The sequence below is a fragment of the Pseudomonas sp. MS01C9 genome, from assembly GCF_058202755.1.
On sequence record NZ_CM177073.1, the window covers coordinates 4813113 to 4837891 of the forward strand.

Here is a 24779-nt window from a genome sequence, read left to right on the forward strand (position 1 = left end):
AACCTCGCAGCCAGTTGTGCCGATGAATATCCCAAACCTGCTTACCGTTCTACGCGTCCTGCTCATTCCGATCTTCATATTGCTGTTCTACTTGCCGTACCACTGGAGTTATGTGGCGTCCGCCTCGGTATTCGCCATCGCCGCCGCCACCGACTGGCTGGATGGCTACCTGGCACGCCGGCTTCAGCAGAGCACGCCGTTCGGTGCTTTCCTCGACCCGGTGGCCGACAAGCTGATGGTGGCGGTGGCCCTGGTGCTGCTGGTGCAGGAACACGGCAACCTCTGGCTGACCTTGCCGGCGGCGGTGATCATCGGTCGTGAGATCGTCGTTTCGGCACTTCGGGAGTGGATGGCCGAACTGGGCGCCCGCGCCCAGGTGGCGGTATCGAACCTCGGAAAATGGAAAACCGCCGCCCAGATGCTGGCCCTGGTGATCCTGCTGGCGAACCCGTCCGATTTCAGTTTCTGGGTGTTGCTGGGCTATGCACTGCTGCTGATTTCCGCGGGCTTGACCCTGTGGTCGATGGTCCAGTACCTGCGCGCCGCCTGGCCGCATCTGCGGACCGACGTGGACTCGAAATAAAACTTTTTTGAATCAAAGGGTTGACGGCGTAATCTGAATCTATAGAATGCGCCACACCAAGACGCGGGAATAGCTCAGTTGGTAGAGCACGACCTTGCCAAGGTCGGGGTCGCGAGTTCGAGTCTCGTTTCCCGCTCCAGATATAGCGCTACAGAGTTCCATTGAATTCTGTAAGTGATTGAAATAAGGGCCGAAAGGCCCTTTTTTCGTTCTGGCGGAAACCACTGAAATCCAGCTCCATCCAGTGCTTTTAAGTCCCGATTTAAGTCCCGAATGAGGATCTTGGATTTGGATGGACACTGAATCGGTTTTTTGCTGGAGCAGCTTGGATAGCGAGACGAGCATCCGGACCTGACTCTGTTCAGGAGCTCGCTATGGCACTCTCGGATACGAGCGTTCGGCAAGCCCGAATCACTGGCAATGACTACACAATAGGCGACACGGATGGGCTTGCGCTCAACGTGACCGCCCGCGGCGGGAAAATCTGGCGTTTCAGATACTACTGGGTGGGCGTGCAGAAGCGCATGTCTCTAGGTAGCTATGGGTCATACCAGCGGAGGTCGTAAAGCAACTTCAGTTAGCGATGCGAAAGCCAGGTAAGCAGAACCAAAATGTACCGCCTTACATTGTCCCGCTATCGGTTCAAGCCCTGGAAATAGTGCGTCACTTACTCGACCAGGTTGTCCCAGCGCAACGCTACTTATTTGCGTATCGAAGCGACATGAGCAAGCGCATCAGTGAGAACACTCTGAATCCCGAGCTGTCGATTGACCTACACCTTTCAGACGCTTCGGTAGAGCTGATCGCCGAGGGCTTCGATACGGCGACTCGTCCCTGGTTGCGCGGCATCTGTGCGCGGTCACCCAATACCTGGTTGCCTCACCGGCGTATCTAGCTGCCCACGGCCACCCCAGCCACCCCCGTGAACTGGCGACCCGTACATGCCTGAGTTATGCCTATCGAGCCCGCAGCCAAGTGTGGCGGTTCACCCATAAAGACGGCACCGAAGAAGACGTGGTGCCCAGCGGCCCGTTAAGAGTGACCAACTCCGATGCGTTATTGCCAGTGTTGCTTGAAGGATTGGCCATTGCCGAACTGCCGGAATTCATAGCCAGCGAATACCTGGCCGATGGACGCTTGGTCGTGGTGCTGCCGGAATGGAGCATGGCGCGTGGCAGCCTGTATTTCGTCACCCCCTCGGCCCGCACCCGGCCGGTAAAAATCAAGGCGCTGTCGGACTTTTTTGCCGAGCATTTAAGCGAGCCTGTGTGGCGATGGGGGTGATGAGACAGTGGGTTGGTCTGGAGAGGTACATTCACTAGCGGCGAGCTTTCCAACCGCTGTACCTCGACGTATCGTCCAGGCTTTCGCCTGGTTCAATGACCAACCTTGTCGTTGCATAAGGTTGCGAGAAAAAGGGCGTACCAACATGAAATTGTGGTTTTTGAATCTTGACATGTCTTGTAACAAATGGGAGATTAGCATCCGTGACTAAGGATAGTACTCATTGGAATAAGAAAACCAATTCAAGGGAATGACATGTTTCATATCACGGCCTTTCATTCATCCTCTCCTGCGTGCGCCTTTTTTACAGGGCAATCTCGCGCACTTTCAATTTCTGCTCTGTCCGGGTGCAATCACATTCCGAGTGTGGACCTGCGCGTTTCCAACTGATAACAAACTGAACTGATTAATTGTCCACGGCATGTCTTTGTCGTGAGCAACTGTGCGCCGCTCATGACTTTCGAAAAGAGCGGATAGGTTTGTTCGTCTGAATAAAATAAATGCAAATGAAGATATTACCTGTTGTTCTGCTTGGTTTTTTATCTGTTTTTCAGTCGTCGTTATCCTATGCGGATAATGCCAATGGAAAGAATCTTTATACACAGCGATGCGCCGTGTGCCATGGCGCCGATATCAAAGGAACAGGGCCGTTGGCGAAAAAAAGCAATCCGCCGACGCCTGACCTGACCACGTCCGCCTTCAAGAAGCGGCTCAATGATTATCCCGGTGTGATTGTTTCATCGGTCATTCTTCGCCCGAGTGGAAGTCTGATTCCAAAAACCTTGCGAGAAAACAACGTGAAAATTGCTCCGCACGCCTGGAGCATCAACGATCTGCGTGACTTGAATCAATACATGAGTGAACTCATTACCCGGAAAAGATGAGCAGAAAGAAAGCCTGCGCGCAAACTGGCAGTCATCAAAACAACTAACAACTAACGAGTCGTCTTAAACCTTATTACACAGAGGGACAAACCCATGCGGACAAAGGTTGCAATCGTAGGAGCAGGCCCGGCCGGATTGATGTTGGGGCAACTTCTTTCTCTTATGAGTATCGACAATGTCATCGTCGAGAGTCGTCCCAAAGAGTATGTAGAAGGCCGTAGTCGCGCAGGTCAGATCACGCCAGCAACGGTGAGGATTCTGACTGAGAGTGGTGTCGGTTCGAGAATTGCGTCTGAAGGCATGGTGCATTCTACATTGCAGTTTCATTATGAGGGCGCGACACGCGAACTGAATTTTGAAGCACTCACCGGTCGTACTGTCACCATCTACGGCCAACAGGAAATCATCAAGGATCTGATTGCTGCGCGGTTGAAAACAGACTATCCACTATTATTCGACGCTGCCGATGTGCAGATTCATGATGCCGACGCCCATACACCTTCAGTGACGTTCAAACTCAACGGCGTACAACAGGTGCTCGATTGCGACTTCATCGTCGGTTGTGACGGTTTCCACGGTATTTGTCGCCCACATATCGCTGATTCCCTCAAGTTTTTCTCGCACGCTTATCCGTTCGCCTGGCTGGCGGTGCTGGCTGAAATGTCGCCCATTTCCAGAGACGTCATCTTCGCCAGCCACGAGTCCGGGCTCGCGTTGTTCACCATGCGCTCGCCCAGCGTTTCAAGAATCTACCTGCAATGTTCGCCTGACGCACAGGCCGACAATTGGTCTGGCGCGCAAATGTGGGATCTCTTGCAAGCTCGTATCGAAGGCCGACCCGAGAAAGTCAACGGCGGCGCCGTTATCGAGAAGAGCATTGTCCACCTGAGGAGTTTCGTTGCCGAAAAGATGCAGAAAGGCAGACTGTTTCTGGCCGGAGATGCCGCACATATCGTGCCGCCGTCTGCCGCCAAGGGGCTTAATCTCGCGGTGTCCGATGCCAACATTCTTGCTCGCGCTTTCGAGCGGTTTTATGCACACGACAAGGATGACCTGCTGCTGTCCTATTCCGACATTGCCCTGAAGCAGGTGTGGAAGGATGTGCAGTTTTCCCACGCGATGGTCATGTTGTTTCATCGTTTCGACCACAACGCCGATTTTCATCGGCGACTTCAGACGGCCGAACTCGATCGCATTCTCGGACCTGGTCCGGCGGCGCAGAGTTTCGCAGAACTGTGGGTCGGCAGTCCTCCTTTCGAAGCGTCGATCTGAATTGGGATCTGAACCGGACAGCCACCAGGCTACCCTTCGCAACATGGAATTGTGCAATGGATCAATCAAGGAAGATCCTGATCATCTTGCATCAGGAACATTCTACGGCGGGCCGCGTCGGCCAGCTGTTGGAGCAACTGGGATTCGAGCTTGACATCCGCAAGCCGCGATTCGGCGAGCCGCTTCCGCAGGACATGCGCGAACACGCCGGGGCGGTGGTTTTCGGCGGTCCCATGAGTGCCAATGACAGCGATGCCTACATCCGCGAAGAGATCGACTGGCTGGCCCATCCCCTGAAAGAAGACAAACCGTTTCTTGGGCTTTGTCTGGGGGCGCAGATGCTGACCCGCCACTTGGGGTCGCGGGTCTACGGCCTGGACAACGGCGGCATCGAAGCCGGTTATTACCCGATCACTCCGCTCGCCGCGGCGCACGAAATCACCGCCGATGCCAGCGCTCCTTTTCCGGATCATGTCTATCAGTGGCATAGCGAAGGCTTCGACTTGCCGACGGGCGCCGTGCAACTGGCGGCGGGGACGACTTTTCCGGTTCAGGCCTACCGCTATGCCGACAACGCCTACGCGCTGCAATTTCACCCGGAAGTCACTTACGAAACGATCGATCGCTGGTCGTCCCTTGGCACCGAACGGCTCAAGGCCCCGGGTTCCAAGCCAGCCCACGAACATACCGCGGGCTGGCATCGGCATGACTCAGCGGTTGAAGCGTGGATCAAGGCGTTTCTGCCGAAGTGGATAGGGACCCCCGTCTGATCCACCGATAAACGGGCATCAAGACCCCGACGAACGCCTTCAGTCAGGGTGATCTCACGGAGAGAGTGCAACATGGATTTTCAGCTCTGGATTTTGTTTTGCGTGGTCTTTCTTTCAGCGGCAATCCTCCCGGGGCCGAATGTCGCGTTCTCCATGGCGCAGGCGTTGGATCACGGTTTCAAGGAGTCATTTCCTGGGGCCATCGGTTTCGGCCTGGCGAGCGGGGGACATGCCCTTATCGTGCTGTCGGGGCTGGGTTTGCTGGTCAGCAAAAACCCCGGAATCCTGTTCTGGCTCAAATGGATCGGTGTGGTCTATTTACTCTATCTGGCGCTGAAGTCGTTGCGCTCGCATACACAGGTTGCCGTGGCCACTTCCAGCAAGCGCACGCCGCTACAAATGTTCACCGGAGCTGTGATCGTTTCATTTACCAATCCCAAGGGCATTCTGACGAACATCATCTTGTTCCCGACCTTCGTCAATAAAGACTTGCCTTATGTCCCGCAGTGCATCGCCTTGATTGCGACCGCCATTGTCATTTCCACATCGGTGTACGCCATGTACATGCTCCTGGCCCGGCACGCAGCGAAGATATTCAAGACAAAGCGCCAGATGAGTGTGGTGACGGGCGTTTTGTACATCGGCGTCGCCACTGCAATTGCCACGACTATTTAAATAAATGTGAGTACCCGGCATTACCCAGCATTCAAGCGAGGTTCGATGTGATTGGCGTATTTGATTTCGGCAGTGGTGGATTGACGGTGATGCGTACTCTTGAGTTTGCATTGCCACACGAACACTTTGTCTATCTGGGAGATCATGGCAACCCGCCTTATGGCAACAACGCATCGGGTGATATTTACGATCTCACCCTGGCCGCTGTTGCCCGGCTTTTCGAATACGGTTGTTCATTGGTCGTGATCGCCTGTAATACCGCCGTGGCCACCAGTCTGCGCAATTTGAAGCAGTCATGGCTGCCAGCGTTTTATCCGGATCGAGAGGTGATTGGAGTCGTCACACCGGTAGCCGAAGAGGCGGCAGATGCCGCTGTCGAGAGTGTGGCGGTTTTTGCCACTCAGCATACGGTGGACTCCAATATTTTTGCCACGGAAATTAACAAACGGAATCCAGCTACAGCGGTGTATCAACAAGTCTGTAACGGTCTCGCCTTGCTGATTGAGCAAGACGCGCCGACAGAGCGGTTGCGGGTCGAAATACGTAAACACGTCGATGCGCTCTTGGTGAGTACCCCGCAAGTTCCACAGATTTGCATATTGGGCTGCACCCATTACGCCCTCGTTGAGCCACTGTGGCGGGCAGAGTTGCCGGGCTCGGTGCGGATTCTGTCCCAGTCCCGTGCGTGCGCTGAAAATCTGACGGAGTATCTGCAAAGCAATCCGCGTTTTTCCAGCGCTAAACCCGGTAGCAACTCGTTCCTTACTACAGGCGATGTTGAAACAGTTTCAGAGCGCGCCTCTTTGTTCTACGGAGCAAGGGTCGAGTTTTCGAAAATCTGACAGGTAAGTTCTAACAACTCAGGAGAAAGATATGAAACTGGTTGGCATGATGGGATCACCTTATGTTCGGCGCGTGGCCATTTCGATGCGCCTGATGGACTTGAGCCATGAACACAAGCAGATCTCGGTATTTCGCGACACTGAAGAGTTTCGCGCCATCAATCCCGTCATCAAGGCACCGACGTTGATTCTCGATGACGGTGAAATGATCACGGACTCTTCGATGGTGATTGATTATCTGGAGTCGCTGGTCGGCCCGGAACTCAGTTTGCTGCCAAAAGACCCGAAACAGTATCGCAAGGTGCTGTCGCTCATCGGACTAGGCCTGGCCGTGTGTGAGAAAGCGGTGACGCTCGAATATGAATACAACAAGCCGAAGGCGTTTCACTATGAACCCTGGCAAACCCGTATTACCGAACAACTGAGTGCCGCGCTGGAACTTCTGGACCAAGCAGCAGCGAACAAACGCGATGCTCTCTGGCTGGCAACGGAACAGATATCCCAAGCTGACGTGACGGTAGCCGCCGCCTGGCGTTTCACGCAGTTTCGTGTGCCGCATCTGGTCGATGTCGAAAAATATGCCGCGCTCGCTGCGTATTCCGAACAGATCGAGAAACTTCCGGCGTTTGCTGCTACCCCGCTCAAATAAGCGCCGGGTGATGCTCAGGAGACACAGGGATGTTGAGTCTGGAAGATTTTTTTGCGTTCGGTGAAGCCGGGTACACCTATATACCGCTGTGGCAAAGCCTGCCGTTGCCGGTCGGCGTCGAAGCGCTTTCGCTGTACCAGGCGCTAGCCAATTGCGGGCAGGATTATCTGTTCGAAACCGGGCACTGGCACGACGGTGTGTTCGAGCAGGCGTATTCAGTGATCGGCTTGCCGTGCAATGAGCGTATTGAACTGGATGAAGGTGTCGTGCGCCGTTACTGCAACGACCAATTGTCGACGCGGATTGACTGCGAAGATCCACTGGCGGAACTGGCCCGGCTGCAAAAGCACTTTCGCGTACCGGATTGTCCCGGCCTGCCACCGTTCAGCGGTGGGCTGTTCGGCTACTTCGGGTTCGAAACGACCCGGCTGATTGAGCCACGCCTGCGCCGTGTACCCCGCAAGCCTTCCGGTTTTCATCTCCCTGACGTCTTGCAACTGATCAGCACCGATGTAGTGGTGTTCGACCACCGCGAACGGCTGGCCTGGTGCATCGTGCATGAAAGCTCGAAAACGTTGGGCGACTATCAGAGTGGCATGGATCGGCTCAATCGTCTGGTTGCCAATGTGCGGCCCCTGTTGGTAGCACCGGCACCTTGCGCGCATGTGGCCGAGGTGACTGTTCCCGCCGCCGAATCTGCCTTCCCGCAACCTGCGTTCATCGAAGCGGTGGCGCGGATCAAGGACTACATTGCCGCAGGCGATGTAATGCAGGTGGTATTGTCCCAGCGCATGAGCCTGCCTTTCGAGGAGGATGCCGTGGCGCTGTATCGCTCCCTGTCGGATCTGGGGCAAACACCGTACCGGTACTTGTTGAATCTGGGGGATTGCCAGGTGGTTGGCGCTTCTCCGGAAATGCTGTTCCGCCAGCAGGAGCAAACGGTGACGACGCGGCCCATGGCCGGCACTCGGCGGCGAGGCAGCGTGGTGGCCGAGGACAACCGTCTCAGAGAAGAGCTGCTTGCCGATCCCAAGGAGATCGCCGAACACATGATGCTGGTCGATCTGTCGCGAAACGACCTCGGGCGGTTGGCCAATACAGGCAGTGTGCAGGTAAGCCAGTTGCTCAAAGTGGAATACTTCTCCCACGTCATGCACATCGTCTCGACGGTCACCGGCCAGATAGCCGACGACGTCAGTGGTCTGGAACTGTTCAAAAGCATTTTCCCGGCCGGCACGCTCAGCGGCGCATCGAAGGTGCGTGCGCTTGAGATCATCGCCGAACTTGAGCCGCATGCACGCGGGGTATACGGCGGTGCCATCGGTTATCTGGACTGGAACGGTCGCGCCGATCTGGCGATCACCATTCGCACCGGGCTGCTCAAGGATGCGCGACTTTATGTGCAAGCCGGCGCCGGCGTTGTGCAGGATTCAGTCGCCGAACGCGAGTGGCAGGAAACCATCGAGAAAAGCCAGTTGATGCGGGTTGCGGCGGGCCGCTGCCAAACACTGGCCCAACGTCAGGAGGTGGCCTATGCACTTAATGATCGATAACTACGATTCGTTCACTTACAACATCGTGCAGTACCTGGGCATGCTCGGTGCCGATGTCGAGGTGCGGCGCAACGATCAGATCACCCTGGCAGAAATGGAAGCACTGCAACCGCAGTCGCTGATTGTCTCGCCGGGGCCGTGTTCGCCTGCCGAGGCGGGTATTTCGCTGGCCGCCATCAAACACTTTGCGGGCCGCTTGCCGATACTGGGTATCTGCCTGGGCCATCAATGCATCACTGCTGCGTTTGGCGGAGAGGTACGCAGGGCGCGAGAGGTGCTGCACGGCAAGGTGTCGCGCATCCGTCACGACAGCCGTGACTTGTTCGACGGTTTGCCTGACTGTCTGGAAGTGGCGCGGTATCACTCGCTCGTGGCCGGCGCTTTGCCCGACGAACTGGTGGCTACGGCCCATGCGCTGGATGAAAACGGCCAGCCTGGCGAAATCATGGCGCTGCGACATCGTGAGCTGCCGATCTATGGTCTGCAGTTTCACCCCGAGTCAGTGATGACGCAGCAAGGGCTGGATATGTTGGGCAATTATCTGCAACTGGTCGAGGGTCGCATCGCCGGGCTGGCGATCTAAGCCGGTTGCCATGGACGGGACTTTGGCTCGTTTTCGTTTTCCCAGCGTTGCAGATTCTGTTCAAGTAACTCATGTGGGAGGGCGCTGGCGTCAAAGCCGACTCAAAACGCGATTAGTGCATCTGTCCGCGTAACGCGGGCAGGTGACAAGTGTAGTGGTCTAATGAAACCTGACTTCGGTCTCTTTTCAGCGCGCAATTTGAGAGGGGCCCTCCCCAGCAGTACTTCGAAACTGTCGTAGGAAAATCCCTACAGGCGCATCCGTGATTCCTAGCCCTAAATAAGATTGCTCCGATTATTTGGTTGGTGGCTCATAGCTATCATTCAAGGGCCAGGGCGGCATCTTGATGCCTATCCAAGCCATATCACGCTTGGTCATCGCATTCGGACAATTCAGGGAGGGCGGTTGCGGACAGAGAGGGGATCTGGATCGTGCTGAAACATATCGGTGTGGCCGATCTTTGCGTAGGAATGTTTGTCCAGGAGCTAACCGGTTCCTGTATGGAGCGTCCGTTCTGGAACAATAGCTTTCTCATCCAGAATGAAGAGGTACTGGAAAAGATCCTTGTTCCGGGCATCGTTGGGGCATGGATCGACCTGTCCAAGGGGGTGGACGTACAGGTTTCTGCGTGTGCTGAAACCAATGCGCAAGCGGGGCAAGGCGGACAGCAGCCCTCATGTGCGTCGGACCGATCTTGCGCACAAGCCGTCTGCCCACGTCCGAGGGCGGCAATGAGCGAAGAGTTGTCAAGGGCGGCCGAACTTTGTTCCAGCTCCAAGGCCGCGGTCATGGAGATGTTCGGCGAGCTACGGATGGGGCGGATCGTTCAGTTGGATCGTGTCACGGACATGGTGGGTGAGATATCCGAGTCCCTGTTACGCCATCCTGACGCACTGCTCAGTCTGGTGCGCCTCAAAACTGCCGACGAATATACCTACATGCATTCCGTAGCCGTCTGCGGGTTGATGATTGGTCTGGCACGCCAGTTGGATCTACCGCCGCTCCTGGTAGAAGAGGCCGGTCTGGCTGGCTTGCTGCATGACGTGGGCAAAATGGCGATACCTGCGGCCATCCTGGCCAAGCCACTTCCTTTGAATGACAACGAACACACGACGATGCGCACCCACCCTGAGGCTGGAGCCAGGATGCTGGGGCAAAGCAGGTACTTCACTGACCGGGTGCTGGACGTTTGTCTGCATCACCATGAGAAAGTGGACGGCAGCGGCTACCCCCATAAATTATGCGGAACCCAGATCAGCCTGTTCGCGCGCATGGCAGCCGTCTGTGATGTGTATGACGCCGTGACGTCTGACCGACCTTATCGAGATCGCTGGTGCCCCGCTGAATCGATTCGGAAAATGGCCGGATGGACAGGGCACTTCGATCAGAAAGTGTTTCACGCCTTCGTCAAATGCATTGGTATCTATCCGGTGGGCGCGTTGGTACGACTCCAAAGCGACAGGTTGGCGGTGGTCATGGAACAGCATCACGAATGTTTGCTCACGCCCATGGTGAAGGTTTTCTTCTCGGCGTCGAGTCGCACACCGCTGCCGCCCGAATGCATTGACCTGGCCTGTGGGCAGGACAGGATAGTCAGCTTCGAGTCGGAGAAAACCTGGGGTTTGAAGAACCTCGAAGCGCTCTGGGGCGCCAAGGTGCAAGGCCGCGAGACGCGCTTTGGCTAACGCGGTACGAACCTGGGTTTCCTTGCCAGCGCTTGTCGCTGGTTTTTTTCTTCCGGAGTGTCCGGGGCGCGTAGGAATTCTCCTACGGCGCAACCGCAATCCTTAGTGGTAAATCAGGATGCTCCGATAGTTTCATTGCTATTACTTGGCCATCATCTCTTCAGGCCAACAGAACCGGGCATCCCAAGGCTGGATGTTCTTGCGCCGGATCCCGCCGGATCCGCACTGAACTGGAGAGATGAAGGTGAAAGGACAGGTAGATTCTTCCCCCCTGATCTTGATGCTGCCTGCGGGTTTGACGGCAGCGCTCGGTTGCGCCGCGATACTGATCAGCGCGGACCTCACCCCTGCAAGCGCAGTCAGTTGCGCTTTTGTCCTGCTGGGCTCGCTGTTCATGGGCATGTGGAACAAGCGCTTAGTGAGTACCCGTTTGCACGCCCAGCAAGGCGATCTGCCAGGTCACCTTCCGCTGGCCGTTTCACCCGATGAAGGATTGGGTGAGGTCTGTGCGCAGGTGCTGCCGATCTGGAGCCACCAGATCGATGCGGCGCGCATCCTCAGCGAGGAGTCGATCCTCAAGCTCAGTCACCGCTTCGCGACGCTGTCGGGGGAGATCAGTGCTTCCGCGTCCCAGGGCGCAGGCCAGAATTCGGGCGCACGTCTGCTGGATATCCTTGAGGTCGGTCAGCGGGACCTGGATTCGATCATGGTTGCCCTGCGTGACGCGCTTTTGCGCAAGGAGTCGGAACTCAAGGAGGTCTTGCTCCTTTCTGACTTCACCTCGCAGTTGCAGGAAATGGCCAAGTTCGTCGGGGATATTGCCCAGCAGACCAATCTGCTGGCGCTCAACGCCGCCATTGAAGCGGCGCGGGCGGGGGATGCCGGACGTGGCTTCGCGGTGGTGGCCGATGAAGTGCGCAAACTGTCGAGTCTATCCGGCGAGACGGGGCAGAAAATCAGTGAAACGGTGAACACCGTCAACGCTGCGATCTCTCGCACCGTCGAGCTTTCCCGGCATCAGGCGCAGCAGGATTCACACACCCTGGCTCACTCCGAGCAACTGGTGTCCCAGGTGATCGAGCACTTTCGGCATAACGCCCAGGCCATTGTCGATACCAGCAGCAGTCTTCAGCAGCAAAGCGAAAACGTTGCGACCGAGATATCGGGGGTACTGGTCGCCCTGCAGTTCCAGGACCGGGTCGGCCAGATGCTTTCTTTGGTCAACAACGATCTTAGCAAACTGCATGCGCATATCGCCGAACGCCAGCAACTGGCCCTTGCCGGCGGAACACCTGCCCCGATCATCGCCAAGAGCTGGCTCGAGCAATTGGCAAGCACCTACACGATGCCTGAACAACACGCGATCCATCACGGAAAGCCTGTGGTGAGCAGCCCTTCATCCGAGATCACTTTTTTCTAGGGAGTTTCCCATGAGCAAAACCATCCTGATTGTCGATGACTCTGCTTCCATTCGCCAAGTGGTGAGCATCACGTTGAAGGGCGCCGGTTACGAGGTCATCGAAGGTGTCGACGGTCGCGACGCCCTGACCAAGCTCGACGGCCGCAAGATCCACCTGATCGTCAGTGACGTGAACATGCCGAACATGGACGGCCTGAGTTTCATCAAGGCCGCCAAACTGCTGCCGGCCTACAAGTTCACGCCAGTGATCATGCTGACCACCGAAACCGCAGAGGCCATGAAACAGCAGGGCCAGGCCGTCGGTGCCAAGGCTTGGATGGTCAAGCCCTTCCAGCCGGCCCAGATGCTGGGTGCCGTCTCCAAACTGATCATGCCTTAGCGCCGCCAGAGTCCCTGGAAAGGAGGTTGTCATGACAAACACCACGGCTTGTCTGCGTCGGATCCTGGTGCTCGAGGGTCCCCTGACCATCTACACCGCCGCTGAACGCAAGGACCTGTTGCTGGAACTGTTTCCCTTGGCCCATGAAGTCGAAATGGATCTTGGGGGTGTGGACGAAATCGATACCGCCGGACTCCAGCTATTGGTGCTGATCAAGCAGGCGTCACTGAGCCACGGTTCCAGCCTGCTGCTGAGCAATCCCAGCACAGCGGTGCTTGATGCACTGGATATGAGCGGGTTGCACAGCTTTTTCGACGAGTCGGCCACGCCTCGTCAGCAGAGAGGTTGAAACCATGAGTTCGCCCATGAATCTGGACGATGTGCTACAGACCTTCATCGCCGAAAGCCAGGAGCTTCTGCTCCTGATGGAAGACGCGCTGCTGCAGATCGAACAGGCCCCGGATGATGCCGACACCATCAACGCGTTGTTTCGCGTCGCACACACCATCAAAGGGTCTGCCGGCCTGTTTGGCTTCACGCCGATCGTGGCCTTTACCCATGTCGCGGAAAGCGTACTGGATCGGGTCCGCGGACATGAGCTGCGGGTGGACGAGTCGCTCAGCGCGTTGTTCCTCGAAGTGCGGGACCACTTGTGCACGCTCATTGAATTGCTTGCCAGCCACGGCGACCTGCAAGGCATGACAGCAGAGCACGAGCGGCAGGGAGCGGCATTGGTCGAGCGTCTCGACCGCTACCTGGAGCACTGTCCGGAACCGGTGCAGTGCCTGGCAACGGTCGAACCGCCGCAATCGGCTTGCGTCGCGCGTTGGCATGTGTCCCTTCGCCTGTGTCCCGACGTTTTGCGCAACGGCATGGATCCGCTGTCATTGCTGCGCTACCTCAACAGCTTCGGGCAAATCAGCGCTGTCGTGTGTATCACCGAGGGCATGCCGGATATCGCGGCAATGGATCCGGAAACCTGTTACCTGGGGTTTGAGCTGGGGTTCGTCAGTGATGCCGACCAGGCCACCATCGAAGGGGCCTTCGACTTCGTTCGCGAGGGCAGCCGGATCTGCGTGTTGCCATGCAACGGCGACCTGGCCGGTTTCCGGGCCTTGATCGGCCGTCTCGATGCTGAGCCCGATGCCATGGTCGAGGCCTTCGTCGCCTGCGGTTCCGTCACCCGTGAAGCCTGGCTGGCCAGTTCGTCTTCTGGCGAGTCGACGGTCGTTGCGGTGGCCCCCGAGGTGCCAGACCAGATGGCGCGCGATGACGCGACCAAGAGCCGGGGGGCAAAAGAGGCCCGTCCGGCCGAAGGTAATCTGATTCGGGTCGACGCCGGCAAACTGGATCAATTGATCAACCTGGTGGGCGAGCTGATCATCGCCGGCGCTGGCGCCAACCTGGGGGCCATCCAGAGCGGCATCGGCGAGTTGATTGAAGCGACCAGCTCGCTCTCGCGCCTTGTCGAGGAGGTGCGCGACTGTGCCCTGACCCTGCGAATGGTGCAGATCGGTGCCACGTTCAACCGCTTCCAGCGGGTGGTGCGCGATGTCTCCAAGGAGCTGGGCAAGGACATCGCCTTGCACGTCTTTGGCGCCGAGACCGAGCTGGACAAGACGGTGGTCGAGCGCATCGGCGATCCCCTGACCCATCTGGTGCGCAACGCCATGGACCATGGAATCGAAGCCTCCCATGTGCGTCGTGAACGTGGCAAGCCAGAGCAGGGTACGGTTCGCCTCAACGCCTATCACGAGGCCAACAGCATCGTCATTGAAGTCAGTGACGACGGTGGCGGCCTGAACAAGCAACGCATCCTGGCCAAGGCGATGGAGCGCGGCCTGGTTGCCGAAGGGCAACAGCTGGCCGACGGCGACATTCTCAATCTGATTTTCGAGCCAGGCTTTTCCACCGCCGATCAGGTCAGCAACCTGTCCGGGCGCGGCGTGGGGATGGATGTCGTCAAACGGAACATCGTCGCGCTGCGCGGCTCGGTCAATCTGGAAAGCGAAGAGGGCGTGGGCACCACGGTGCGTATCCGCCTGCCGCTGACCCTGGCCATCATCGATGGTTTTCTGATCGGAGTCGGCAACGCTTCTTACGTCGTGCCCCTGGACCTGGTCGAGGAGTGCATCGAGCTGTCGACCGATGACGGCGACAACCAGGAATTCCTCGACCTGCGAGGTGCGGTGCTTCCGGTGCTGCGTCTGCGCGAGATGTTCGCCATCGATGAGCCCAACCATGGCCGTGAAAACATCGTGGTGGTGCATTACGCGGGGATGCGGGTAGGCCTGGTCGTCGATCAATTGCTGGGGGAGTTCCAGACGGTGATCAAGCCGCTGGGCAAGATTTTCGGTACAGCTCACGGACTGGGCGGCTTCACCATCCTGGGGAACGGAGCGGTAGCGTTGATCCTGGATATTCCCAAACTACTCGGGCAAGTCGCCAGCCAGCAGAAGCACGGTACGACCCTCAGCCCTGAATTGACTCAATAGTGTTCCCTGGAGTACAGCTCATGACCGTTAAAAAGAATATCTCGCTGCTGGTCGCCTCAGCTCTGTTGGGCATCCTGATCCTCGTCAGTCTCAGTCTCTATCTGATGGGTGGGGTCAGGAGCACCGCCAGCTATGCACAAGTCAACACTGTGCCCAGCCTGCAGTTGCTGGATCATGTGGCCCTGGCCCTGGCGCAGAGCCACAGTCGCCAATGGCAGAGCCTGTCCGGACCTGTCGGCGGTTCCCAGCAAAGTGACAGGGAGTCGGTACTCCAGGCACTCGATCGGTACCAGAAAGAGTTCGTCTCCGACGATCGTGACGCCACGCTGCTCAGCGCCTTGCGCAGCACAGTCAACGAATACAACCGGGGGGCGGAACGTTTCGACAATGCCCTCAGGAGCGCGGCCCCTGAAGCCCGTAGTCTGCTGCTCGACCTGGACGTGACACGTGAAAAGGTGACTTCGGCCCTGGGCGATATCCGCCAGCACAACCTGGACCTGGGGGAAAAAAATGCAGCGATTGCGGCATCGACCGAACAGACGGCGATCTACAGCATTGCCTTGGTCGGTGGTGCTACCTTGCTGGCCATCGGCTTGATCGGCTTCTTCCTGGTGCGCCGGCTGCTTCACACATTGGGTGGCGAGCCCGACGATGTACGCCGGCTGGCGGAGCGGTTCGTGGCCGGGCAGCTGGATGTGCAAGGCAGTGGCAACGGCCTTGAGCGTACCGGACTGATGGGGTCCATGGACCGCCTGAGCGGGACCTTGAACCAGTTGATCAGCGATATGAACAGCATGTCCGCGGAGCACGACAAAGGCGACATCGACGTGCAGATCGATGCGGCACGCTTCGCTGGCAGCTATGGGCTGATGGCCCAAGGCATCAACGATATGGTCGCCGGGCATATCAACGTCAAGAAGCAAGCCATGGCCTGCATCAAATCGATCAGCGAGGGCGATCTGCAGGCGCCCCTGCAAGCCTTCCCCGGCAAGAAGGCGTTCATTAACGTCACCGTCGAACATCTGCGCAGCACCATCATGGCGTTGATCGAAGAGATGCGTCACATGTCGGACGAGCATGAGAAAGGCGACATCGATGTGCACATCGACGTACAGCGATTCCAAGGCTCCTACCGTCAGATCGCCCAAGGCATCAACGACATGGTCGATGGCCATATCAGCGTGAAAAAACAGGCCATGGCTTGCATACGCTCTTTCGGCGAAGGCGACCTGTCGGCGCCCCTGGCCCAGTTCCCCGGCAAAAAAGCCTTTATCAACGACAATATCGAGCAACTGCGCAGCAACATCCAGGCGCTGATCGAAGACACCCAGATGCTCAGCGAGAATGCGGTAGTCGGTCGGCTCGATACCCGTGCGGACAGTACTCGCCACCAAGGGGATTTCCGCCGCATCGTGGCGGGGATCAACAGCACGCTGGACTCGATCGTCGCGCCCCTCAGCGAGGCGATGGAGGTCATGATGGCCCTGTCCGGTGGTGACCTGACCCGCAGTGTCAAGGGTGATTACCAGGGCAGCCTGCAAGACCTGAAGAATGCGGTCAACGAAACGGTGAGCAAACTCTCGCAGATCATTGGCGAGGTTCGCAGTTCCGCCGATTCGCTGTCCAGCGCTTCGGAAGAGATCTCCGCCACGGCCCAGAGCATCAGCCAATCGGCTTCGGTGCAGGCGGCGTCGGTCGAAGAAACGTCAGCGTCGATGGAACAGATGTCGGCGTCGATCTCGCAGAACACCGAGAACGCCAAAGTGACCGATGGCATGGCCGGCAAGGCGAGCAAGGAAGCGAGCGAGGGTGGGCAGGCCGTCAAGGACACCGTCTCGGCCATGAAAACCATCGCGGAGAAGATCGGGATCGTCGATTCGATTGCCTATCAGACCAATCTGCTGGCGCTCAACGCGGCCATCGAAGCGGCCCGTGCCGGCGAGCATGGCAAGGGCTTCGCGGTTGTCGCCGCTGAGGTGCGCAAGCTCGCCGAACGCAGCCAGGTCGCGGCGCAGGAAATCGGCCAGGTGGCCAAAAGCAGTGTTGCCCTGGCTGAACGGGCCGGCAACCTGCTGGATGAGATCGTGCCCTCGATCACCAAGACCTCCGATCTGGTCCAGGAGATCGCGGCGGCATCCGAAGAGCAATCCATCGGCTCCGAGCAGATCAATACCGCCATGTCGCAGATGAGCCAGATCACTCAGCAAAACGCCTCGGCCTCCGAAGAGCTGGCCGCCACCGCCGAGGAAATGAGCAGCCAGGCCGAACAGCTACAGGAGTTGATGGGCTTTTTCACCTTGCAGGGGCGGGTGGCGGTGTCTGCCGTACCACGGGCCTCTGCTACCGGTCTGGGCGGCCTGCAAAGCAGCGAGCATGCCCAGGAAGGCGGTTTCATTCGCTTCGGGAGTTGAGACATGGACGCTGCAGCCTTGAGCCATTTCGAGTACGTGCCGCAGAGTCCGTGCGACAGCGAACTCCTGCAATTGCTGACGTTCGTGTCCGCCAGGGAGGTCTATGCAATCGATACCTTGTGCGTGCGCGAGATCATCGAATACGGCCAGGTGACGAGCGTACCGATGATGCCCGATTTCATCCGCGGGGTGATCAATCTCCGCGGTTCGGTGGTCCCGGTGATCGATCTGCAGGCGCGCTTCAGCAAGGGCGCCACGCAGCGAGGCAGCAGGACCTGCATCGTTATCCTGGAACTGACCCAGGAAGGCGAACCCCACGTACTGGGCATTGTCGTCGACTCGGTGAGCGAGGTGATCGAAATCGAACTGGCGGACGTCAAGGCCGCGCCGGCGATCGGAAACCGGATCCGTGAAGACTTCATTCGAGGGATGGTCAAGGTACGAGGGGCGTTCCTGACTGTGCTTCAGATCGACCAGGTGCTGTGTGTCCGTGAGATCGCCAGCCAATTGCATTGAGCCGTCGTGCTCAGGCGTGCCTACGTTGTCTTGAGAGGGGGCTGCCGCCTGCGGTGGGCCCCGAGGAGTGAACCATGTCCATATCTGCGTCGCGCCCATCGGCCCAAGGGACGGCAGCCCAGCAGTACCTGACCTTCAGCGTCGGCCAGGAGATGTTTGCGGTCGGTACCCCATGCGTCCGGGAGATTGTCGAATACGGTCCGATCACCCCGTTGCCGATGGCGCCGCAGAAGGTTCGCGGCATCATCAATCTGCGCGGGGCGGCCATTGCGGTGCTGGATCTCGGCCTGTGTTTCGGCGGGGCCCAGACCTTGGAAAATCCGCGCACCTGCATCGTCATGCTGGAGATCCACGGCAGCAGTGGCGCCGGCCTGGTGGGCATCATCGTGGACGCCGTCAGCGAAGTGCTGGAGATCCCGGCCGAACAGATCGAGCCGGCGCCGGCGCTCCAGGGACGCCTTAGTCCTGAATTCGTAGTGGGGGTCGGCAAGCTCAGTGATCGTTTTGTGCTGTTGCTGGACATCGAGCATCTGCTCAGTCGCAATGACTGGTCGGCACTCCTTGCTTCGAGCATCGATGAAGGCGGGTCGAAAGCATGAATGCCGTCCTATCAGACAACGAGTTCCAGCAGTTTCGGGCGATGATTCACGAGATTGCCGGAATCAGCCTGTCCGTTGCCAAGAAGCAGCTGGTCAGCGGCCGTTTGGCCAAGCGCCTGCAGTTTTTCAACTTGACCACCTACGGCAGCTATTACCGTTTGCTGATGAAGGACCAGGCCGAGTTGCAAATGGCGGTGGACCTGCTGACCACCAACGAGACCTATTTTTTTCGAGAACCCAAGCATTTCGATTTTCTGCGCAACGTGGTGCTCGCCGAGCTGCGTGGCAATGGCCCGGTGCGCATCTGGAGTGGTGCCTGCTCCACGGGGGAAGAACCCTACACCCTGGCCATGGTGCTGGCTGACAGTCTGGGCACCCGGCCATGGGAGATCCTCGCTTCCGATATCAGCAGCCGGGTACTGGAAAAAGCCCGGAGCGGACGCTACCCACTGGATGGTATCCGCGGTATTCCCGAGCCGCTGCTGAACAAGTACTGCCTGAAGGGCGTGGGCAGCAACAATGGCATCTTCATGGTCGACCGCGCGTTGGCGTCACGGATTACCTTCACGTCGATCAACTTGAACAACCCACTGCCTTCGGTGGGGCAGTTCGACGTGATCTTCCTGCGCAATGTGATGATCTATTTCGATAACCAGACCAAGTCCGAGGTGGTCAAGCGCTTGAGCAAGCATCTGCGGCCAGGGGGTTATTTCATCGTGAGTCACTCGGAAAGCCTGAATGGCATCAGCGACGAATTGCACCTGGTCAAACCCTCGATCTACCGTAAGCCGGACGCTTGAGATGGTTCAGGTGATCGAGTATTTCCTGCAGCCCGGCGACGTGGCGTTCGGAGGACGCCAGATGCGCTTGTGTACGGTGCTGGGGTCCTGTGTGGCCCTGGTGTTCTGGCACCCGCAACGCTTGTTGGGCGGCATGTGTCATTTCATGTTGCCTCGGCGGGGCGGCCGCGGCGCCGGACACCTGAACGGCCGTTACGCTACGGATGCCTTGGTGCTGTTGCTCGAATGCATCCATCGGGCGGGGGCCCGGCCCGAGCAGTTCGAAGTGAGTCTTTTCGGCGGGGCCGACATGTTTCCCGGAGTAGAGCGCGGTGACGCTACCGGGATCGGCCAGCAGAACGTCAATGCCGCCAGGCGCTTGATCCAGGACCATGGATTGCAGTGCCGGGCCTATCACGTAGGTGGCCGAGGGTATCGCCACCTGGTGTTCGATGTGGGCAGCGGACGCCTCCAACTCCATCATGCCGACTCGGTACGCAAGGTATTCGAATCGCCCAAGAGTAATCTCAGATGACGGCTATCAAGGTCTTGATCATTGATGATTCCGCAGTGGTGCGCCAGGTGTTGAGTGCGACCTTGAACCAGGCCAGCGGGATACAGGTTATCGACGTTGCCGTCGATCCGGTGTACGCCATGGAGAAGATGAACAGGCAATGGCCTGATGTCATCGTATTGGACGTCGAGATGCCACGAATGGACGGTATTACCTTCCTGAAAAAGCTGATGGCGCAGAAGCCTACGCCGGTGGTGATCTGTTCGACGCTCACAGAGAAGGGCGCCAAGACCACCTTGCAGGCATTGGCGGCCGGTGCAGTCAGTATCGTCACCAAGCCACAGTCCAACCTGCGACAGTTCCTGACTGAGAGTGCGGATGAACTGGTCCAGGCCGTCAGGGGCGCAGCGAAGGCCAACCTGCGGCGCAGGGTGGGTGCACGGACGCCTGCCGACGTACCGCCTCGGCTCAGTGCTGACGCGATCCTGTCCCCTGGGGCCGTGGCCATGGCGCGCACGACTGAAAGCATCGTGGCCATCGGTACTTCCACCGGCGGCACCCAGGCCCTGGAACAGGTTCTCCAGGGGCTGTCGCGGGTCTGTCCAGGCATTGTCGTGGTGCAGCACATGCCGGAGAAGTTTACCGCCGCCTTCGCCGAACGCCTCGATCATGTTTGCGAGATCGAGGTCCGCGAGGCGGTACAGGGCGACCGCATCATCCCCGGGCGTGCGCTGATTGCGCCGGGAGGCACTCACATGCTGGTCAAGCGCAGCGGTGCCCAGTACCAGGTGGATATTGTCCAGGGGCCTCCCGTCAGCCGGCATCGACCTTCGGTGGATGTACTCTTCCGTTCGGTCGCACGCAGCGCAGGTAGCAACGCCCTGGGCATCATCATGACAGGCATGGGGGACGATGGCGCTCGTGGCCTCAAGGAAATGCGCGATGCCGGCGCCAGGACCCTGGGCCAGGACGAAGAGTCTTGTGTGGTGTATGGAATGCCGCGCGAGGCGTTCAAGCTGGGCGCGGTCGAGCGCGAGCTGCCCCTGGAACAGATCGCTTCGGCCATCCTTGGCGTCCGCGGCCATCAGCCCTGATCAAGGTGTTCAGACCAGCCCTTCATTCAAGGCGTAGCGCACCAGGTCGGTGCTGGTGGCAAAGCACATCTTTTCCATCAGCCGAGTCTTGTGGGTGCTGACGGTCTTGTTGCTGATCACCAGCTGTTCGGCGATCTGGTTGACGCTCAGTCCTTGGGCCAGCATGCGCAGGATCTGGAACTCACGCGAGGTCAGGCTCTGCGAGGCGTTCTCGGGTGTCACGCCACTGCTTTGCAGTGCGATCTGCTCGGCCAGTTGTGGGTCGAGGTAACGTGCGCCGGTGCTCACCTTGCGGATCGCGGCCAACAGCGCTTCCGGGTCGCGGTCCTTGGTCATGTAGCCCGAGGCGCCGGCACGCAGGGCACGCTGGGCGATGTGGGCTTCATTGTGCATGCTCAGGATGAGCATCGGCAGTTTGGGGTAATGGGCATGGATACGGCTGATCAGATCCTCGCCACTCGAACCGGGCATGGTCATGTCGAGCAGGAGCACATCGATCTCGGTATGGCGCAACAGCTCCAGGACCTGGGCTCCGTTCTCCGCTTCCGCCACCACGCAGATGTCCTTTACCAGCGCGAACAATTGCTTGAGGCCTTCGCGCATGATCGTGTGATCGTCGGCCACCATTAAACGGATCATGAGTCGTGACTCCTTGAATCAGGTACGCGCAGTTGGACAGTGGTACCGCTGCCCGGGCTGCTGGATATGGTGGTAGTGCCTCCCAGGGTCAGGCCGCGTTCGCGCATTCCCAGCAAGCCGAGGGTCCGGGTTGATTGTTCGCGTTGCTCGAAGCCTTTGCCGTTGTCGGTGATCTCCAGTGACCAGCCGTTCTCGCCTTGCTCGAACGTGATATCGACCCGAGTGGCTTCGGCGTGTCGGGCGATATTGGTCAGCGACTCCTGGGCGATCCGAAATGCAGCGGTTGCGCTGGCATCGTCCAGATGGATTTTTTGCGCAGGAACCTGCAGGTTGCAGTCGATGCCCCATTGCTGCTTGAACGTGTCGGTCAGCCATTCCAATGACGCGACGATGCCCATGTTGAGGATGGAGGGGCGCAGGCTGGTGGAAATGTTCCTGACCACCTGCACCGTTTGGTCGATCAGTTGCAGCAGGCGTGCCACTTGTTCGCTGAGCTGGGGCAATTGCTCGCCGTACTGGAAGCGCAGCAGCGAAGTGCCCATGCGTATTGCCGTCAGATGTTGTCCGAGCTCATCGTGGATTTCCTGCGCAATGAGCTTGCGCTCCTCTTCCCGCGCACTTTCCCGACTGGACATCAACTGGCGCAGTTGCTTGTTGAGCGATGCCAGGCGCATTTCAGCCAGGCGCAACTGCGATATGTCGCGAACGACTGCCAGCACGGTGGCGATCTTTCCCTGGATGTCCTGCTCGGGTACGAGACTGATGTGATAGACGCGCTGCAGTCGATGCTGCTCGGTGAGCACAAATTCATGCTCCAGGGGCTGGCCCTTTTCCACGGCTTCGATCACGGCTGCATGGAATAACTGGCTTTGCAGGTTCTTCGGAAGGATCTCGAGCAGACCCTTGCGCAGCAAGTCGATTTGCGGGCGATCCAGCCAGGCTTCCAGGGCGGGATTGACGAACAGCAATTCTCCGGTTCGACTCAGTCGTGCAATACCATCCGGAGAGTTCTCGACCAGCGTGCCGATCTCCTGCTGCCGGGCCAGTTCGTTGCGCTGGGCCTCCAGGATGTCGGTAATGTTGCGAGCGATGCACACCAGGCGATGCAAGCGCCCATTTGAATCGGCTACGGGGACCAGGTTGAAATGGACGACGAGTGAGCGCTGGCCGCAGGGCAGGTGGGCATCCAGCTCGATGGGGGCTCCCACGGCGATGCAGTGCAGGCAGATCGCCTCGACAATGCTTGCGGCTTCTTTTTCCAGGCACTGGCCCAACGACTGGCCGATCATGTCCGAATGATTTTTGCCGAGCATTTCGCACAGCTTTGGATTGGCCTCCAGGCAACTGAGTTGCTGCTCGGCATCCACGGCGAGCAGGCAAAGCATGTCTTGCGAATGGTCGAAGACTTCGCGGTAACGGCGTTCGCTCTGCGCCAGGTGGCTGTGGGCCGAGCAGCGCTCCCAGGCGATGGCAGCGATATGACTGGCCATTCGTGCATGTTTGCGGTCCTGCTCGCTCAGTTGGGTGTCGCCAACGACGAACAACAGGATGACGCCCATGGTGCCGCCGGTCTTGTTGATCACCGGCTCAACCCAGCAACCTCGATAGCCTGCCTTCAAGGCGGGCCGGCTGAACGCGACGCCCAGGGCATCGCTTTTCAAGTCAGCGATGAAGTGGTGGTGCCCGAACAGCTCGGGACGTCGATCAAGATCGTCGGCCAGGCAGCTTGCGATCGAGGACGTATCCGTAGGAGGCGCGCCAGCGGAGTCGTCGCCAGGTACAGCCTTGAACGCCATGGCGTTGTGCAACTCGGGGGTCAGAATATCCAGGTAGGCGCCGAGCAGGGGCAGCACCTCAAGGAGCGTGTCGTGGGTGACCATCTTCTGGAAAATGGCGGAGCGCGCATTCTCGGCGCGTTCCTGCCGGCGTAATGCGCTGATGTCCTGGGCGGTGACCAGCACCCCACACAGCTCCCCTGTTTCGTCATGCTCCGGGGTCAGGTTGCACAGGAAATCCATGGATCGACGGGAATGCGTGTCCTTGTTTTCCAGCAGGAACGTGTTCGCTACGCCGGTCGATAACGTGAGCTCTACCTGCGTGCGAAAGTACTCATCGAGCTGATTGGGCGTCGAGACGCGTTCGGTGATGTGAGTGTTGGGAAAACCTCGGGCGCGTTCAAGCTCGGGATTGGCATAGATCTGCTGTCCCAGCCGATTGTAGCGAAGGATGATGTTTTGTGAGCTTTGGGCCAGCGAGAGGTACTTCTGTTCGTTATTGAACAATGCCTGGCGCAAGGCGAGGTGCTCACTGATGTCTTCCAGCTGCGATACGAAGTAAAGCGCTTGGGCATCAGCGTTACGGGCGATGCCCAGGGTCAGGCGTGCCCACAGCGTGCTGCCATCTTTACGGATGTAGCGTTTTTCCAGGGTCAGGCTGGTGCGGTGCCCCTGGATGAGCCTTTGCAATTCATCCTTGCTGATATCGGCGTCGTCCGGGTGCGTCAGACGCTGGAAGGAGGTGGCACGAAGTTCTTCTTCGGTGTAGCCAAGCATCTGGCATAGCCTTCGGTTGGCGGCGATCCACTCACCGCTCATTCGCAACAACGCCAGGCCGGTGCCGGCAGAATGGAACGCCAGGCGGTAATCCTGTTCGGCAACGTGAACGGGTTCGGCGCGGCGGACTTTCACCAGATAGGTGGATTGTCGGGCCTTGTAGTCGAGGGTCACGCTCAGCGTGTCGCCGTTGGCCGACGTACTCTGGAAATACCAGTTCCCCTTGAGTCGCGCATGGGTCAGGTGCTGGTCAAATGTCAGCGGTCTGAGGGAAAAAAGCCCGGGCGAGGGCATCAGGGCGGCGACGCTCTCGCTTAGGCCCAGCAGCCGGCTGGCGCTGTCATCCATGATCAGCAGCGCCCCCTGGGCATCCAGCAACAGGACCCCCACATCCTCGGCATCCTGCGTGGACGGTGTTGCAATCGCCATGGCTGAGTCCATTCGCCCCGTCCTCTAGTGATCCGATCTTGAGCATAGCTTAAGTCTTGCGACCAAAATCGGGTGTTCGACTATGGTCATAAGGTTGCACACGGGCTTTTGATCGATGCTGGTGTACTTGCCGGATGGGGTGGCAGGCAGACGAAAGGACGAGAGTCCTGTT

General features: G+C 58.5%; 21 protein-coding genes, 1 tRNA gene and 2 pseudogenes. 22 read left to right on the forward strand and 2 right to left on the reverse strand.

The genetic code is table 11. The features are described from left to right. The first annotated feature begins 22 nt into the window (after positions 1-22). The 22 genes and pseudogenes from pgsA to AC1M7R_RS22065 all read left to right on the forward strand — a co-directional run bounded on the left by pgsA (position 23) and on the right by AC1M7R_RS22065 (position 20987). A complete protein-coding gene (gene pgsA, locus AC1M7R_RS21960) occupies positions 23-583 on the forward strand; it encodes a CDP-diacylglycerol--glycerol-3-phosphate 3-phosphatidyltransferase (RefSeq protein WP_072394481.1) in 561 nt (186 codons plus the stop codon). Positions 584-646: 63 nt separating this feature from the next. Further along, positions 647-722, forward strand: a tRNA-Gly gene (locus AC1M7R_RS21965). 235 nt (positions 723-957) lie between these two features. Next, positions 958-1864: pseudogene (locus tag AC1M7R_RS21970) on the forward strand (Arm DNA-binding domain-containing protein); the annotation flags it as partial. Between the two features lie 509 nt (positions 1865-2373). Then, positions 2374-2751, forward strand: a complete 378-nt coding sequence (locus AC1M7R_RS21975; RefSeq protein ID WP_072394801.1) for a c-type cytochrome — start codon at positions 2374-2376, stop codon at positions 2749-2751. Between the two features lie 93 nt (positions 2752-2844). Next, positions 2845-4023 (forward strand): 4-hydroxybenzoate 3-monooxygenase, encoded by a 1179-nt coding sequence (locus AC1M7R_RS21980; RefSeq protein ID WP_072394487.1) that lies wholly within the window; start codon positions 2845-2847, stop codon positions 4021-4023. A gap of 56 nt (positions 4024-4079) precedes the next feature. Then, positions 4080-4793 (forward strand): glutamine amidotransferase, encoded by a 714-nt coding sequence (locus AC1M7R_RS21985; protein ID WP_072394491.1) that lies wholly within the window; start codon positions 4080-4082, stop codon positions 4791-4793. A 72-nt stretch (positions 4794-4865) separates the two neighbouring features. Beyond that, positions 4866-5468, forward strand: coding sequence for a LysE family translocator (locus AC1M7R_RS21990; protein WP_072394494.1), 603 nt, complete (start codon positions 4866-4868; stop codon positions 5466-5468). A gap of 47 nt (positions 5469-5515) precedes the next feature. Then, a complete protein-coding gene (locus AC1M7R_RS21995) occupies positions 5516-6310 on the forward strand; it encodes a glutamate racemase (RefSeq protein ID WP_072430465.1) in 795 nt (264 codons plus the stop codon). A gap of 31 nt (positions 6311-6341) precedes the next feature. Further along, positions 6342-6959, forward strand: coding sequence for a glutathione S-transferase family protein (locus tag AC1M7R_RS22000; protein ID WP_053144506.1), 618 nt, complete (start codon positions 6342-6344; stop codon positions 6957-6959). A gap of 29 nt (positions 6960-6988) precedes the next feature. Beyond that, a complete protein-coding gene (locus AC1M7R_RS22005) occupies positions 6989-8512 on the forward strand; it encodes an anthranilate synthase component I family protein (protein ID WP_072394500.1) in 1524 nt (507 codons plus the stop codon). Beyond that, the gene (locus AC1M7R_RS22010; protein WP_490609917.1) at positions 8493-9095 is read left to right on the forward strand and encodes an anthranilate synthase component II; all 603 of its coding nucleotides are present in this window, start codon (positions 8493-8495) and stop codon (positions 9093-9095) included. Before AC1M7R_RS22005 ends, AC1M7R_RS22010 begins: the two co-directional genes overlap by 20 nt. Positions 9096-9526: 431 nt before the next feature. Then, positions 9527-10780, forward strand: a complete 1254-nt coding sequence (locus AC1M7R_RS22015; protein ID WP_076407177.1) for a cyclic di-GMP phosphodiesterase — start codon at positions 9527-9529, stop codon at positions 10778-10780. Positions 10781-11597: 817 nt separating this feature from the next. Continuing rightward, positions 11598-12200, forward strand: a pseudogene (locus AC1M7R_RS22020) (methyl-accepting chemotaxis protein); the annotation flags it as partial. Positions 12201-12210: 10 nt separating this feature from the next. Further along, the gene (locus tag AC1M7R_RS22025) at positions 12211-12579 is read left to right on the forward strand and encodes a response regulator (protein WP_072394506.1); all 369 of its coding nucleotides are present in this window, start codon (positions 12211-12213) and stop codon (positions 12577-12579) included. Positions 12580-12610: 31 nt separating this feature from the next. Further along, on the forward strand, positions 12611-12928 hold the full coding sequence (locus AC1M7R_RS22030; RefSeq protein ID WP_072394509.1) for an STAS domain-containing protein: 318 nt from the start codon (positions 12611-12613) through the stop codon (positions 12926-12928). 16 nt (positions 12929-12944) lie between these two features. After that, complete coding sequence (locus AC1M7R_RS22035; protein ID WP_072394511.1) at positions 12945-15074, forward strand: chemotaxis protein CheA; 2130 nt, start codon at positions 12945-12947, stop codon at positions 15072-15074. Positions 15075-15808: 734 nt separating this feature from the next. After that, positions 15809-17485: a methyl-accepting chemotaxis protein gene (locus tag AC1M7R_RS22040; RefSeq protein ID WP_442961966.1), complete on the forward strand. Its 1677-nt coding sequence runs from the start codon at positions 15809-15811 to the stop codon at positions 17483-17485. A 3-nt stretch (positions 17486-17488) separates the two neighbouring features. Beyond that, on the forward strand, positions 17489-18001 hold the full coding sequence (locus AC1M7R_RS22045) for a chemotaxis protein CheW (protein WP_072394515.1): 513 nt from the start codon (positions 17489-17491) through the stop codon (positions 17999-18001). Between the two features lie 74 nt (positions 18002-18075). Continuing rightward, positions 18076-18600 (forward strand): chemotaxis protein CheW, encoded by a 525-nt coding sequence (locus tag AC1M7R_RS22050; RefSeq protein ID WP_072394517.1) that lies wholly within the window; start codon positions 18076-18078, stop codon positions 18598-18600. After that, positions 18597-19400 carry a CheR family methyltransferase gene (locus tag AC1M7R_RS22055; protein WP_072430468.1) on the forward strand — a complete coding sequence of 268 codons (804 nt, stop codon included), beginning with the start codon at positions 18597-18599 and terminating at the stop codon, positions 19398-19400. The genes AC1M7R_RS22050 and AC1M7R_RS22055 overlap by 4 nt, the downstream gene beginning before the upstream one ends. 1 nt (position 19401) lies before the next feature. Beyond that, complete coding sequence (locus AC1M7R_RS22060; protein ID WP_072430469.1) at positions 19402-19914, forward strand: chemotaxis protein CheD; 513 nt, start codon at positions 19402-19404, stop codon at positions 19912-19914. Continuing rightward, entirely contained in the window at positions 19911-20987 is a 1077-nt protein-coding gene (locus tag AC1M7R_RS22065) for a protein-glutamate methylesterase/protein-glutamine glutaminase (protein ID WP_072394524.1), read from the forward strand. The genes AC1M7R_RS22060 and AC1M7R_RS22065 overlap by 4 nt, the downstream gene beginning before the upstream one ends. Positions 20988-20996: 9 nt before the next feature. On the opposite strand, the gene AC1M7R_RS22070 is transcribed toward AC1M7R_RS22065, so the two are convergent. Together AC1M7R_RS22070 and AC1M7R_RS22075 are read right to left on the reverse strand one after the other, a co-directional pair. Further along, a complete protein-coding gene (locus tag AC1M7R_RS22070; RefSeq protein ID WP_072394525.1) occupies positions 20997-21626 on the reverse strand; it encodes a response regulator in 630 nt (209 codons plus the stop codon). Beyond that, positions 21623-24607 carry a sensor histidine kinase gene (locus AC1M7R_RS22075; RefSeq protein WP_256343824.1) on the reverse strand — a complete coding sequence of 995 codons (2985 nt, stop codon included), beginning with the start codon at positions 24605-24607 and terminating at the stop codon, positions 21623-21625. Before AC1M7R_RS22075 ends, AC1M7R_RS22070 begins: the two co-directional genes overlap by 4 nt. Positions 24608-24779: the final 172 nt, after the last annotated feature.